The 13,376-nt window shown below is 64.8% G+C and carries 12 protein-coding genes; 10 read left to right on the top strand and 2 right to left on the bottom strand.

Annotated features, from left to right (window positions below; genetic code table 11):
• Nucleotides 1-29 precede the first annotated feature (29 nt).
• Nucleotides 30-1,904 (top strand): potassium transporter Kup, encoded by a 1,875-nt coding sequence (locus BVH03_RS20620; protein WP_143486016.1) that lies wholly within the window; start codon nt 30-32, stop codon nt 1,902-1,904.
• Nucleotides 1,905-2,162: 258 nt separating this feature from the next.
• On the opposite strand, the gene BVH03_RS20615 is transcribed toward BVH03_RS20620, so the two are convergent.
• Nucleotides 2,163-2,798: a class I SAM-dependent methyltransferase gene (locus BVH03_RS20615; RefSeq protein WP_075962916.1), complete on the bottom strand. Its 636-nt coding sequence runs from the start codon at nt 2,796-2,798 to the stop codon at nt 2,163-2,165.
• Nucleotides 2,799-2,899: 101 nt separating this feature from the next.
• On the opposite strand from BVH03_RS20615, the gene BVH03_RS20610 reads away from it, so the two are divergent.
• The 9 genes from BVH03_RS20610 to BVH03_RS20570 all read left to right on the top strand — a co-directional run bounded on the left by BVH03_RS20610 (nt 2,900) and on the right by BVH03_RS20570 (nt 11,464).
• On the top strand, nt 2,900-5,257 hold the full coding sequence (locus tag BVH03_RS20610; protein ID WP_075962915.1) for a DNA polymerase II: 2,358 nt from the start codon (nt 2,900-2,902) through the stop codon (nt 5,255-5,257).
• Nucleotides 5,258-5,350: 93 nt separating this feature from the next.
• Nucleotides 5,351-5,902: a sugar O-acetyltransferase gene (locus tag BVH03_RS20605; RefSeq protein WP_075962914.1), complete on the top strand. Its 552-nt coding sequence runs from the start codon at nt 5,351-5,353 to the stop codon at nt 5,900-5,902.
• Nucleotides 5,903-6,037: 135 nt separating this feature from the next.
• Entirely contained in the window at nt 6,038-6,676 is a 639-nt protein-coding gene (locus BVH03_RS20600) for a peroxiredoxin (protein ID WP_075962913.1), read from the top strand.
• Between the two features lie 9 nt (nt 6,677-6,685).
• Nucleotides 6,686-7,273: an NADPH-dependent FMN reductase gene (gene ssuE / locus BVH03_RS20595; RefSeq protein ID WP_075962912.1), complete on the top strand. Its 588-nt coding sequence runs from the start codon at nt 6,686-6,688 to the stop codon at nt 7,271-7,273.
• 103 nt (nt 7,274-7,376) lie between these two features.
• A complete protein-coding gene (locus BVH03_RS20590) occupies nt 7,377-8,342 on the top strand; it encodes a sulfonate ABC transporter substrate-binding protein (RefSeq protein ID WP_075962911.1) in 966 nt (321 codons plus the stop codon).
• A gap of 55 nt (nt 8,343-8,397) precedes the next feature.
• The gene (gene ssuD / locus BVH03_RS20585) at nt 8,398-9,546 is read left to right on the top strand and encodes an FMNH2-dependent alkanesulfonate monooxygenase (protein ID WP_075962910.1); all 1,149 of its coding nucleotides are present in this window, start codon (nt 8,398-8,400) and stop codon (nt 9,544-9,546) included.
• A 50-nt stretch (nt 9,547-9,596) separates the two neighbouring features.
• Nucleotides 9,597-10,388 (top strand): aliphatic sulfonate ABC transporter permease SsuC, encoded by a 792-nt coding sequence (gene ssuC, locus BVH03_RS20580; protein ID WP_075962909.1) that lies wholly within the window; start codon nt 9,597-9,599, stop codon nt 10,386-10,388.
• Nucleotides 10,385-11,197, top strand: coding sequence for an aliphatic sulfonates ABC transporter ATP-binding protein (gene ssuB, locus BVH03_RS20575; RefSeq protein WP_075962908.1), 813 nt, complete (start codon nt 10,385-10,387; stop codon nt 11,195-11,197). Before ssuC ends, ssuB begins: the two co-directional genes overlap by 4 nt.
• A 51-nt stretch (nt 11,198-11,248) precedes the next feature.
• Complete coding sequence (locus BVH03_RS20570; RefSeq protein WP_013793202.1) at nt 11,249-11,464, top strand: molybdopterin-binding protein; 216 nt, start codon at nt 11,249-11,251, stop codon at nt 11,462-11,464.
• Nucleotides 11,465-11,780: 316 nt separating this feature from the next.
• Here BVH03_RS20570 and BVH03_RS20565 read toward each other — a convergent pair whose 3' ends face one another.
• A complete protein-coding gene (locus BVH03_RS20565; RefSeq protein WP_075962907.1) occupies nt 11,781-13,313 on the bottom strand; it encodes an AhpA/YtjB family protein in 1,533 nt (510 codons plus the stop codon).
• Between the last annotated feature and the right edge of the window lie 63 nt (nt 13,314-13,376).

Here is a 13,376-nt window from a genome sequence, read left to right as displayed (position 1 = left end):
TAATCGAGTTCATCACGGATACCTGCAACGTGAGCACCCCCTCCCGTACCTCGCCCATTGCCCTGTTGGTCGGCGCCGTCGGTATCGTCTACGGCGACATTGGCACCAGCCCGCTGTACAGCCTCAAGGAAATCTTCTCGCCGCATTACGGCGTCGGCCTGTCCCAGGCCAGCGTGCTGGGCATCCTGTCGCTGATCTTCTGGTCGCTGACCCTGGTGGTCACGGTCAAGTACGTGATGTTCATCCTGCGTGCCGACAACGGTGGCGAGGGCGGCATCATGGCGCTCACCGCCCTGGCGCAACGGGCGGCCGCCGATTATCCGCTGCTGCGTACCGTGCTGATCATGCTCGGCCTGTTCGGCGCCGCGCTGTTCTACGGCGACAGCATGCTCACGCCGGCGGTCTCGGTGCTTTCCGCAGTCGAAGGTGTCGGCCTGGTGGTCGACGGTATCGACCACTGGGTGGTGCCGCTGGCGCTGGTGATCCTGATTCCGCTGTTTCTGCTGCAACGCCATGGCACCGCGCGCATCGGTTACCTGTTCGGCCCGGTGATGGTGGTGTGGTTTCTGGTGCTCGGCGCCCTGGGCGTGCATGGCATCGTGCAGCGTCCAGACGTGCTGCTGTCGCTCAATCCCTATTGGGCGCTGCAGTTCTTCATCGCCAATCCGCTGCTCGGCCTGACGGTGATGGGCGCCGTGGTGCTGACCATCACCGGCGCGGAAGCCCTGTACGCCGATCTCGGCCATTTCGGCCGCAAGCCCATCGTGCATGCCTGGCTGTTCCTGGCATTCCCGTGCCTGATCCTCAATTACTTCGGTCAGGGCGCGCTGCTGCTTGGCGACCCCGAAGCGGTGCGCAACCCGTTCTACCTGCTGGCACCGGGCTGGGCGCTGATCCCGCTGATCGGCCTGTCGACGCTGGCCACCATCATCGCCTCCCAGGCGGTGATCACCGGCGCCTTCTCGGTGACTCGCCAGGCCATCCAGCTTGGCTACGTGCCGCGCATGCAGATCCTGCACACCTCCAGCGCCGAGCAGGGGCAGATCTACATTCCGTTGATCAACAGCATGCTGCTGGTCGGTGTGGTGCTGCTGGTGCTCGGCTTCCAGTCGTCCAGTGGCCTGGCTGGCGCCTACGGCGTGGCGGTGACCGGCACCATGCTGTGCACCACGCTGCTGGTGTCGTCGGTGATCCTGCTGCTGTGGCGCTGGCCGAAGGTGCTGGCCGTGCCGCTGCTGGCGGTATTCCTGCTGGTCGACGGTATCTTCTTCGCCGCCAACGTGCCGAAGATCATCGGCGGCGGAGCGGTGCCGATGGTCGTCGGCCTGCTGCTGTTCGGCCTGATGACCACCTGGAAACGCGGTCGCCAACTGGTGCTCGAGCGGCTCGACGAACATTCCCTGGTGCTGCGCGACTTCATCGCCAGCATTGCCCTGCAACCGCCCCATCGGGTGACCGGCACGGCAGTGTTCCTGACCAGCCGGGTCGAAGTGGTGCCCCATGCGCTGTTGCACAACCTGCTGCACAACCAGGTGCTGCACGAGCGGGTGATGCTGCTCACCGTGCTCTACGAGGATCGCCCGCGGGTGCCGCTGGCCGAACGCTTCGATCTGGAGGCCTACGACCAGGGCTTCTATCGCGTGCGCCTGCGCTTCGGTTTCCTCGAGGCGCCGGACATCCCTCAAGCCCTGGCCCAGTTGAGTGAAAGGGGCATCGACTGCCCGCCGATGCAGACCACCTATTTCCTCAGCCGGGAAACGGTGATTCCCTCCGAACGTATCGGCATGGCCATGTGGCGCGAGCGCCTGTTCGCTGTGCTGCAGAAGAACGCTGGCAGCTCGCTGGGTTTCTTCCGGCTACCGGTGAATCGGGTGATCGAGCTGGGGACGCAGGTGGAGATTTAGGACGTTTCAAGGTAGGAGCGGTTGGCAGAAAGCTTTTGTGGGCGCGGCGCCACGCGCGCGAAATCGCGGGCATGGCCCGCTCCCACAGAAGCGCGGCATCACAGCTTCTAGCGCCTGGGCGGTAATGCCTCGAGTGCCTTCACACGGAGCCAAGACTTATCACCAATCTCCGTGGGAGCGGGCCACGCGCGCGAAAATCGTGCGGATGGTTCGTTCTCACGTGGTGGCTCCGGATGGCCAGAACCGTCGCCCGTCGAATCAAACCATCTCCCGCTTGCGCCACACACTCGCCAGCCACGGTTGCTGCTCACGGGGCAAGCCGGTAGGGCGGTAGTAATGTTCCAGTTCCTCGAAACCGGCGGCGTCGAGCAGGCGGCGCCAGCTGGCCAGGTCATGCCAGGCGCCGTAGCGTTCGCCGCTCCAGCCTTCTTGGTTATCGCCGCGCGGGTTGGAGCTGAACAGCACGCCGCCGGGCTTCAGGCTGCCGTGCAGCTCGCCTAGTACGCGCGGTAGCTCCTGGCTCGGAATATGGAACAGCACGGCATTGGCGAAGATGCCGTCGAAGCGTTCGGCCGGCAGATCCAGGGCCAGAAAGTCCTGCTGCCAGACTTCGCAGCCGCTCTCGGCGCGGGCCATGGCGACGAATTCGGGGCAGCCGTCGAGGCCGACAGGCTGGTGGCCCAGGGCCTTGAAGGCGCGCAGATCCCGACCCGGGCCACAGCCGAAGTCGAGGATGCTCAATGGCGCGCTGCCCTGCACATGACGCAGCAGCGCCGCGATGTTCTGGCTGACGTCGTGGTCGCGGGTGCCCTCGCGAAAGTCTTCGGCGCCGGTCTGGTAATGGGCCAGCGTGCGGGTGGTGATCTGTTGCAGCTGTTGATGATCGAGGGGCATGGCGAGCCTCCGTACAAAACCTGGCGGCCATTTAACCCCATTCTGCAGGCGTTGCGCCGCCGGGTTACCATCGCACCCTGAACAGCATTCGAGGTGGCAGGGTGGATCTACAGCAGGGCTTCGTCCTGACCCGGCACTGGCGCGACACGCCGGCCGGCAGCCAGGTGGAATTCTGGCTGTCGACCGACGCCGGTCCGCGCCTGGTGCGCCTGCCGCCGCAAACCTCGGTGGCCTTCATTCCTGCCGAACAGCGCGCCCGCGCCGAAGCGCTGATCGCCGGCGACAAGCAGTTCGAACTACGCCCGTTGCAGCTGCGCGACTTTCATCAACGGCCGGTGCTCGGTCTGTACTGCCGGCAGCAACGCCCGCTGCTCCAGCTTGAACAGACCCTGCGCCAGGGCGGTGTGGCCGTTTACGAGGCCGATATCCGCCCGCCCGAGCGCTACCTGATGGAGCGCTTCATCACTGCCCCGGTGCTGTTTGGTGGCACCGCGACGGTAGACGGCGTGCTGGTTGACGCGCAGCTCAAGCCAGCGCCGGACTACCGCCCGCAGCTCAAACTGGTGTCCCTGGATATCGAGACCACCGCCCGGGGCGAGCTGTATTCCATCGCACTGGAAGGCTGCGGCCAGCGCCAGGTGTACATGCTCGGGCCGCCGAATGGCCACGCCGAAGTCGATTTCGATCTCGACTATCTGGATAGCCGCGCCGCGCTGCTGGAGGCGCTGAACGGCTGGCTGGAGCGCTTTGATCCGGACGCCATCATCGGCTGGAACGTGGTGCAATTCGACCTGCGCGTGCTGCACGAACATGCCCAGCGCCTGCAGGTGCCGTTGCGCCTGGGCCGTGGCGGCGAATTGCTGAGCTGGCGCGAGCACGGTTCCAAGCAGCATTTCTTCGCCAGCGCGCCGGGCCGGCTGATCATCGATGGCATCGAGTCGCTGCGTTCGGCGACCTGGAGCTTCCAGTCCTTCAGCCTGGAAAGCGTCGCCCAGCAACTGCTCGGCGAGGGCAAGGCGATCGACAACCCCTATCAGCGCATGGACGAGATCAACCGCATGTTCGCCGAGGACAAGCCGGCCCTGGCCCGCTACAACCTCAAGGACTGCGAGCTGGTCACGCGCATCTTCGCCAAGACCGAGCTGCTCACCTTCCTGCTCGAACGGGCCACGGTCACCGGTTTGCCGGTGGATCGCAGCGGCGGCTCGGTGGCGGCGTTCAGCCACCTGTACATGCCGCTGATGCACCGCCAGGGCTTCGTCGCGCCCAATCAGGGCGAGCGCCCACCGGAGGCCAGCCCCGGCGGTTTCGTGATGGATTCGCGGCCGGGGCTTTACGAGTCGGTGCTGGTGCTCGACTACAAGAGCCTGTATCCATCGCTGATCCGCACCTTTCTGATCGACCCGGTGGGGCTGGTCGAGGGCCTGCGCCAGCCCGACGACGAACACTCGATTCCGGGGTTTCGCGGCGCGCGTTTCTCGCGTACCAGGCATTGTCTGCCGGCCATCGTCGAGCGCGTTTGGCAGGGGCGTGAGGCGGCCAAGCGCGCCGGCAACGCACCGCTGTCCCAGGCGCTGAAGATCATCATGAACGCCTTCTATGGCGTGCTCGGCTCCAGCGGCTGCCGCTTCTTCGATACCCGCCTGGCGTCGTCCATCACCCTGCGCGGTCATGAGGTCATGCGCCGTACCCGCGAGCTGATCGAGGCCGAAGGCCACACGGTGATCTACGGCGACACCGACTCCACCTTCGTCTGGCTGCGCCGCGCTCATTCGGAGGCAGACGCCGAGCGTATCGGCCGTGGCCTGGTGCAGGGCGTCAACGCCTGGTGGCGCGAGCACCTGGCGAACGAATTCGGCTTGCAGAGCGCCCTGGAGTTGCAGTTCGAAACCCACTTCAGCCGCTTTCTGATGCCCACCATCCGCGGCATGGAGGAGGGCAGCAAGAAGCGCTACGCCGGGTTGATCCGTCGCGCCGATGGCCGCGAGGACATGGTCTTCAAGGGGCTGGAAACCGTGCGCAGCGACTGGTCGCCGCTGGCCCAGCAATTCCAGCAGGAGCTGTATCTGCGCATCTTCAAGGGCCAGCCCTACCGGGACTACGTGCGCGATTACGTGCAACGCACCCTGGCTGGCGAGTTCGAAGAGCGTCTGGTGTACCGCAAACGCCTGCGCAGGCGCCTCGACGACTACCAGCGCAACGTGCCGCCCCACGTGCGCGCCGCGCGTCTGGCCGATGCTCACAACGACGAGCAGGGCCGCCCGCGCCAATACCAGAGCGGCGGCTGGATCAGCTACGTGATCAGCGTCGCTGGCCCGGAACCGCTGGAGCTGCGCCGCGCACCCATCGACTACGGCCATTACCTGAGCAAACAGCTGCAGCCGGTGGCCGACGCCATCCTGCCGTTCGTGGACGATGACTTCACCGCATTGATCGGCGGGCAATTGGAGCTGTTCTGAGCCGGGGTCGTTGTAGAGACCGTCGACCGGTTAGCCGGAACCTCACCTGCGCCCCGTGTTCTTTACTGGACATTCGTAAGGAGGCAACCCGCCATGGCGCTCAGTGAAAAACACAAGATGCTCACCGGCGAACTCTACCTGGCCAGTGACCCGGAACTGCAAGCCGAAAGCGCCGCGACCATGGCTTGGTTGGCGCGCTACAACGGCAACCTCGGGCTGTCGCAGGCCGAGCGCAATCAGGTGCTGGGCGAGCGCCTGGCAGCGGTCGGCAAGGGCGTGGTGGTGCGTTCGCCGTTTCACTGCGATTACGGCTTCAACATCAGCCTGGGTGATGGCGTGTTCATCAACTTCAACTGCGTGATTCTCGACGTGGTGGCGGTGAGCATCGGCGACAAGACGCAGATCGGCCCGGGCGTACAGATCCTCACCGCCGATCATCCGCGCGACGCCGCCGAGCGCGAATCCGGCCTGGAGTTCGGGCGGCCGGTGACCATTGGCCGCAACGTCTGGATCGGCGCCGGGGCGTTGATCCTGCCGGGCGTGACGGTGGGCGACGATGCGCTGATCGGTGCGGGCAGCGTGGTGACCCGCGACGTGCCAGCGGGTGCCACGGTGGTCGGCAACCCGGCGCGAATACGCGATTGAGCGCAACGATGGGGGCTCGTGTGCCGAGCGAGTCCTTGTTTTTTGTTATAAATAAATCATTATTTATTCTTTTTAATATTTTCCGATCCTCAGCATAGTGAGCGCCACGCAACGACTCACCTGAGGAGCACACCCATGAGCATTCGCCTGGGCGACATCGCCCCCGACTTCGAGCAGGATTCCAGTGAAGGCCGCATTCGTTTCCACGAGTGGCTGGGCAGCCAGTGGGGCATCCTGTTTTCCCACCCGGCCGACTTCACCCCGGTGTGCACCACAGAGCTGGGCTTCACCGCCAAGCTGAAGGACGAGTTCGCCAAGCGCAACGTCAAGGCCATCGCCCTGTCCGTCGATCCGGTCGATTCGCACCTGAAGTGGATCGGCGACATCAACGAGACCCAGAACACCGCGGTCAACTTCCCGATCCTCGCCGATGCCGACCGCAAGGTGTCCGAGCTCTACGACCTGATCCACCCCAATGCCAACGACACCCTGACGGTGCGTTCGCTGTTCGTCATCGACCCGAACAAGAAGGTGCGCCTGACCATCACCTACCCGGCGAGCACCGGGCGCAACTTCCATGAAATCCTGCGGGTGATCGATTCGCTGCAGCTCACCGACAGCCACAAGGTGGCCACGCCCGCCAACTGGCAGGACGGTGACGAGGTGGTGATCGTGCCGTCGCTCAAGGACGAGGACGAGATCAAGCAGCGCTTCCCCAAAGGCTATCGCGCCGTGAAGCCTTACCTGCGTCTCACCCCGCAGCCCAACAAATAAGGACGTCTCATGTTGGTGGTTTTTCTCGGCGGCAGCCCGAGCCTGAGGTCACGCTCCAACGTGTTGCTGGGTAAGGCGAGGCAGTGGCTGCAGGCCCATGGTGTCGAAGTGGTGACTTATCAGGTGCGCGACTTCGAGGCCGAAGACTTGCTCTTTGCCCGCTTCGACAGCCCGCGAATCCAGGGGCTGCAAGCTCATGTGGCCGCTGCCGATGGCCTGGTGGTGGCGACGCCGGTGTACAAAGCGTCGTTTTCCGGTGCCCTGAAGACCTTGCTCGACGTACTGCCCGAGCGCGCGTTGCACCACAAGGTGGTGCTGCCGGTTGCCACCGGTGGCAGCAGCGCGCACATGCTGGCGGTGGATTACGCCCTGAAGCCGGTGCTGTCCGCGCTCAAGGCCCAGGAAGTGCTGCACGGCGTGTTCGCCGATGACAGCCAGATCAGTTACACCGAGGACGGCGGCGACTTGGCGCCGGCCCTGGAACAGCGTCTGGACGACGCCTTGCAACATTTGATTCAGGCGCTCAATCGCCGACCCCGGCCCATCGAGCCGGGTGTGTTGAACGAGCGTCTGCTCAGTGGGCGCTGGAGCGCCTGAAGCAAGCCAACCTACAGATCCCAGGCAGTTCGCTGCCGCCCCACCTTACTAGCCCGTCAACGAGGCAGCAGGTGGCCACACACTCAATGCAGAGGAGAGCGCCATGCGCACTGTCACCCTGCGTCGGAGTCTGGTCGCCTTGTTTGCCGCGGCCATTTCCTTCGGCGCCATCACCCAAGCCCAGGCCGAGACATTGCGTATCGGTTATCAGAAGTACGGCACCCTGGTGCTGCTCAAGGCCAACGGCGCGCTGGAAAAGCGCCTGGCCGCCAAGGGCATCGACGTCAAATGGACCGAGTTTCCCGGCGGGCCGCAACTGCTCGAAGGGCTGAACGTCGGCTCGGTGGACTTCGGCACCACTGGCGAAACGCCGCCGGTGTTCGCCCAGGCCGCGGGTGCGGATCTGCTCTACGTGGCCTTCGAGCCGCCAGCACCGACCAGCGAAGCCATCCTGGTCGCCAAGGATTCGCCGATCCAGTCGGTCGCCGAACTCAAGGGCAAGAAGGTCGCCCTCAACAAGGGCTCCAACGTGCACTACCTGCTGGTGCGTGCCCTGGAAGAGGCCGGCCTGAAATACAGCGATATCCAGCCGGTTTACCTGCCGCCCGCCGATGCCCGCGCCGCCTTCGAGCGTGGCAGCGTCGATGCCTGGGTGATTTGGGATCCCTTCCAGGCCGCCGCCGAACAGCAGCTGCAGGCGCGCACTCTGGTCGACGGCAAGGGCCTGGTCAGCAACCACCAGTTCTACCTGGCGACCCGCCCCTATGCCGAAAAGCACCCGGAAGTGATCGAGGCGCTGGTCGAGGAAATCCGCGCCATCGGCGAGTGGGTCAAGGCCAATAACGATGCGGCCACTGCTCAGGTCGCGCCGCTGCTCGGTCTGTCGGCGGACATCACCCGCCTGGCCGTGGAGCGCCAGAGCTACGGTGCCCAACTGATCACCCCTGAGGTGGTCGAGGCCCAGCAGAAGATCGCCGACACCTTTACCGCGCTCAAGCTGATTCCCAAAAAGCTGAACATCAGCGACGTGATCTGGCATGCCCCGGCCACCAAGGTCGCCCAGCAATGAACCCTCGCCCCTACCTGTAGGGCGGGGGCATCGCGATTTCCAAGGAGACCACTCCATGAGCCTCAATATCTTCTGGTTCCTGCCCACCCACGGTGATGGCCACTATCTCGGTACCTCGCAAGGGGCCCGAGCCGTCGACCACGGCTACCTGCAGCAGATTGCCCAGGCCGCCGACCGCCTGGGTTTCGGCGGCGTACTGATCCCCACCGGGCGATCCTGCGAGGATTCCTGGCTGGTCGCCGCCTCGCTGATCCCGGTGACCCAGCGGCTGAAATTCCTCGTTGCCCTGCGGCCGGGGATCATTTCCCCGACCGTGGCGGCGCGCCAGGCGGCGACACTGGATCGCCTGTCCGGTGGCCGCGCGCTATTCAACCTGGTAACCGGCGGTGACCCGGACGAGCTGGCCGGTGACGGCCTCAACCTGTCCCATGCCGAGCGCTACGAAGCCTCGGTCGAATTCACCCGCATCTGGCGCCGCGTGCTGGAAGGCGAGGTAGTCGATTACGACGGCAAACACATTCAGGTCAAAGGCGCCAAGCTGCTCTATCCGCCTGTTCAGCAACCACGCCCGCCGCTGTATTTCGGCGGCTCTTCGGAAGCGGCGCAGGACCTGGCCGCCGAGCAGGTCGAGCTGTACCTGACCTGGGGCGAGCCGCCCGCCGCGGTGGCCGAGAAGATCGCCCAGGTGCGTGAGAAGGCCAAGGCTCAGGGCCGCGAAGTGCGTTTCGGCATTCGCCTGCACGTGATCGTGCGGGAGACCAATGAAGAGGCCTGGAAGGCCGCTGACAAACTGATCGCCCATGTCGACGACGACACCATCGCCCGCGCCCAGGCGTCCCTGGCGCGCTTCGATTCGGTCGGCCAGCAGCGCATGGCCGCCCTGCACGGCGGCAGCAAGGACAACCTGGAAGTGTCACCCAACCTCTGGGCCGGCGTTGGCCTGGTGCGTGGCGGTGCCGGCACCGCGCTGGTCGGTGATGGTCCGACGGTCGCCGAACGGGTCAAGGAATACGCCGCGCTGGGCATCGATACCTTCATCTTCTCCGGTTATCCACACCTCGAAGAATCTTATCGCGTCGCCGAGCTGCTGTTCCCCCATCTGCAGGTGAACCGCCCGGCGCTGCCGGAAGGCGCCAACTACGTGAGTCCGTTCGGTGAAATGGTCGCCAACGACATTCTGCCCAAGGCGGCTTCGGCCAGCTGAACCATGGCCGGGCGTGGATGGCCCGGCCCGCGATGATTTCGAGGTACGCGATGAGCAAAGCATCTTCCAACAGCCTGGCCCTACGCCTGGCGCCCTGGGCCTTGCCCGTGGCACTGCTGGTCGCCTGGCAGGGCTCGGTAGCGCTGGGGCTGTTGTCCACGCGCATTCTGCCGGCGCCCAGCGCGGTGTTCGAGGCCGGCTGGCAACTGCTGTCCAGCGGCGAAATCTGGACGCATCTGGCGATCAGTGGCTGGCGCGCTGGCGTCGGTTTCGCCATCGGTGGTGGTATCGGCCTGGCGCTGGGCTTCATCACCGGTTTGTCGAAGTGGGGCGAGCGGCTGATCGACAGCTCGGTGCAGATGATCCGCAACGTGCCGCACCTGGCGCTGATTCCCCTGGTGATTCTGTGGTTTGGCATCGACGAGAGCGCGAAGATTTTCCTGGTCGCCCTCGGCACTCTTTTCCCGATCTACCTGAACACCTACCACGGCATCCGCAACGTCGATCCGGCGCTGGTGGAGATGTCGCGCAGCTACGGCCTGTCTGGCTTCGCGCTGTTCCGTCAGGTGATCCTGCCCGGCGCGCTGCCGTCGATCCTGGTCGGTGTACGCTTCGCGCTCGGCCTGATGTGGCTGACCCTGATCGTCGCCGAGACCATTTCCGCCAGCAGCGGCATCGGTTACCTGGCGATGAACGCCCGCGAATTCCTGCAGACCGATGTGGTGGTGCTGGCCATTCTGCTCTACGCCGTGCTCGGCAAGCTGGCCGACGTCGCTGCCCGTGGCCTCGAACGTGCCTGGTTGCGCTGGCACCCGGCTTATCAGGGAGCGGCTGCGAAATGAATGCCCCATTGAACGCTTTACACAACCTCAAGCGAGGCACGCCGCTGACCATTCGCGGCATTCAGAAGTCCTTCGGTGAGCGCCAGGTGCTCAGGGATATCGACCTGCGCATCCCGGCTGGGCAGTTCGTCGCCGTGGTGGGGCGCAGTGGTTGCGGCAAGAGCACCTTGCTGCGCCTGCTCGCCGGGCTCGACGCGCCCACGGGTGGTGAACTGCTGGCCGGCAACGGGCCGCTGGCAGCGGCTCGCGAGGATACTCGGCTGATGTTCCAGGAGGCACGGCTGCTACCCTGGAAGCGGGTGATCGACAACGTCGGCCTTGGCCTCACAGGTGACTGGCGGCCCAAGGCTGAGCAGGTGCTCGATGCGGTGGGCCTGGCCGATCGCGCCAACGAGTGGCCGGCGTCCCTGTCCGGCGGCCAGAAACAACGTGTCGCCCTGGCCCGCGCGCTGATTCACGAACCCCGCCTGCTGCTGCTCGACGAACCCCTTGGCGCTCTCGACGCGCTGACCCGCATCGAGATGCAGCAACTGATCGAAAGCCTGTGGCAGAAGCACGGTTTCAACGTACTACTGGTCACCCACGATGTCAGCGAAGCGGTAGCCACCGCGGACCGGGTGATCCTCATCGAGGACGGCGAGATCGGTCTCGACATTGAGGTGAACCTGCCGCGTCCACGTAATCGCGGCTCTGCACACTTGGCGGCCCTGGAGGCCGACGTGCTCAACCGCGTGCTGCAGATACCGGCGCTGCCTGCCGAACCGGATCCGGTTTCACCCCTGCCGACCCAGCTGCGCTGGGCGCTCTAACCCTGACTTCATGCCCTTTGTGGGCAGCCTAAAACCCCAGGAGACTTAGCCATGACTATCAAAGCCATCAACGTTCGCAACCAGTTCAAAGGCACCATCAAGGAAATCGTCGAAGGCGACGTGCTGTCGGAAATCGACGTGCAGACCGCCGCCGGCATCGTCACCTCGGTGATCACCACCCGTTCCGTGCGCGAGCTGGAACTGGGCGTTGGCAGCGAAGTGATCGCCTTCGTGAAATCCACCGAAGTGTCGATCGCCAAGCTTTGATCGCGCTGCGTGTTCACTGGCAACTTGTGAGAGCGAGCCGTGCCTGCGAAATCGCGCGCGTGGCGCGCTCCCACAGGTCGTGGCTTCAGCGTCTGCGTCTTCCTCGGATGTTCGTAAGTTGGCGCTTAAACCAGGCTACAAAGGTGCTCCCTGGAAAGGGCATTGCTGGTTGATACAACAACCGTGGGAGCGGGCGGGGACGCCTAGTCCATGCCCGCGAAAAAACGCCCACGCCACGCTCTCTCAAGTCGACTGCAAATGGGCATAAAAAAGGCCGGCATATACGCCGGCCTTTCTCATTTCCACTGCTGAATCGCTAGCGCTCTTCGCGCAGCTTGGCCATTTGCCGCTCCAGCAATGCCGGATACGGATCGAGCAGGCGCTCGACGCAGCTGGCACCCTCGGGGCTGGCGATGGCGCGGATGCGCGCACGCTGGCGCAGGGTGGCATCTTCGCCGACGCGGCGCTCGACCAGCAGCAGGTTGCGGCTGTGCTGCGACAGCGCCAGGGCATCCTGGGCGGTTTCGCTGAGTAGCAGCTCGCCCTGACTCAGGCCCCGCAGGTCTTCACCCAGGGTCAGGCCCAGTTGCAGGTGCAGGGTGATACCGCTGTCGGCCACCTCGATCTGCAGGGCGTGGCCGAGAGCACGCAGCAGTTCGCCGCAGCAGATGGCGTGGGTCAGGTAGTCGTCCCCGCTGGCCTCGTGGTGGAACAGCATCAGGCTGCTGCCATCGTTGAGAGTGTGCAGTTCGGCCTTGTAGAGCGTCGCCGCCTTGTCCAGGCAGCCGCGATAGCTTTCCAGCAACTCCATCAGGCGCGTGCGCGGCAGGTGCCGCAGTTGTTCCTGGGCGCCCAGCTGAACGGCCAGTACGGCACTCTTGCGAGGGGCCGCCGGCGCCGTTGGTGCAGGCGCGGCCGGGCTGTCTTCATCGTCGTACAGGTCGGCGAAGGCATCGTCATCGTGCTCGTCGCGACGCCGGCTCGGCGGGTCGTAGTCGTCCTCGCTGTCGAAGCGAGTGTCGCGCAGGTCACGCATCGCGAAGCTGGGAGCGGGGCGCTCGTCACGCTCATCGCGGTCGTCTTCGTGCTCGTCGTCGAGGAAATCCTCGCCCAGCACATCAAGGTCGTCGAATTCCGGCTCCGGCTCCGGCGGTTTTTCGGGGGCCAGGCGCGCCTGTAGCTGGCGCGCCAGATCGCCGATCTCGTCCTGGCGGTTGCCACCTGGAGCATAGTCGTCCGGATCGCGCAGCCATACGCGCATCTGCATCAATGGCGTGGAAATCTGCCGGCCCAGGCGCAGGCTCAGCGACAGGGTCAGGGCCAGCAGAATCAGGCTGAGAATGCCCATGCTCTGCAGGCTGATGGTCATCGGCTGTTCGAACTGCTGCATGTCCAGGCTGATGCGCAGCTGTCCGGCCATCACCTCCTGGAAGGTGATGGGCGTCGAATACAGGCCTTCGGTTTCACCGAGCATGCTTTTGCTCGGGCGCGTGCCGGCTTCGGCGAGGATGCGGTTATCCACGCTATAGATGGCCGCGTGGGCCACCAGCGGGTTCTTCACCAGATTGTTGAGCAGCACGTTGAGGCTGAGGATGTCGTTGGACACCAGCAGCTCGGTGGCCGAGGCAGCCGTCTGGGTAATCAGGCTGCTGCCCAGCGCTTCGGCTTGCTGCTGCATGGCCTGCTTGAACTGCATGCCGATCACCCAGGCATAGATCACCAGCGCCATGGCCACCAGCAACAGGCTGTGACTGACGATACGCAATGCCAGCGGCACGCGACGTTGGCGCAGCGCACGGAAGAGCAGGAGGAAGAAGTTGTCGGGCTTTACGGGGGCGGGCCGGTTCACAGAGCTCGGCTCTCGTTGACTGGAAGTGGCGCGCAGTATAGCGAGCGACCCGCACAGGGCAAA

This window comes from Pseudomonas sp. PA15(2017) (assembly GCF_001945395.1).
Taxonomy (GTDB): Bacteria; Pseudomonadota; Gammaproteobacteria; order Pseudomonadales; family Pseudomonadaceae; genus Aquipseudomonas.
The sequence above is the reverse complement of the archived record's forward strand: the minus strand, read 5'-3'. Positions and strand labels throughout refer to the sequence as shown.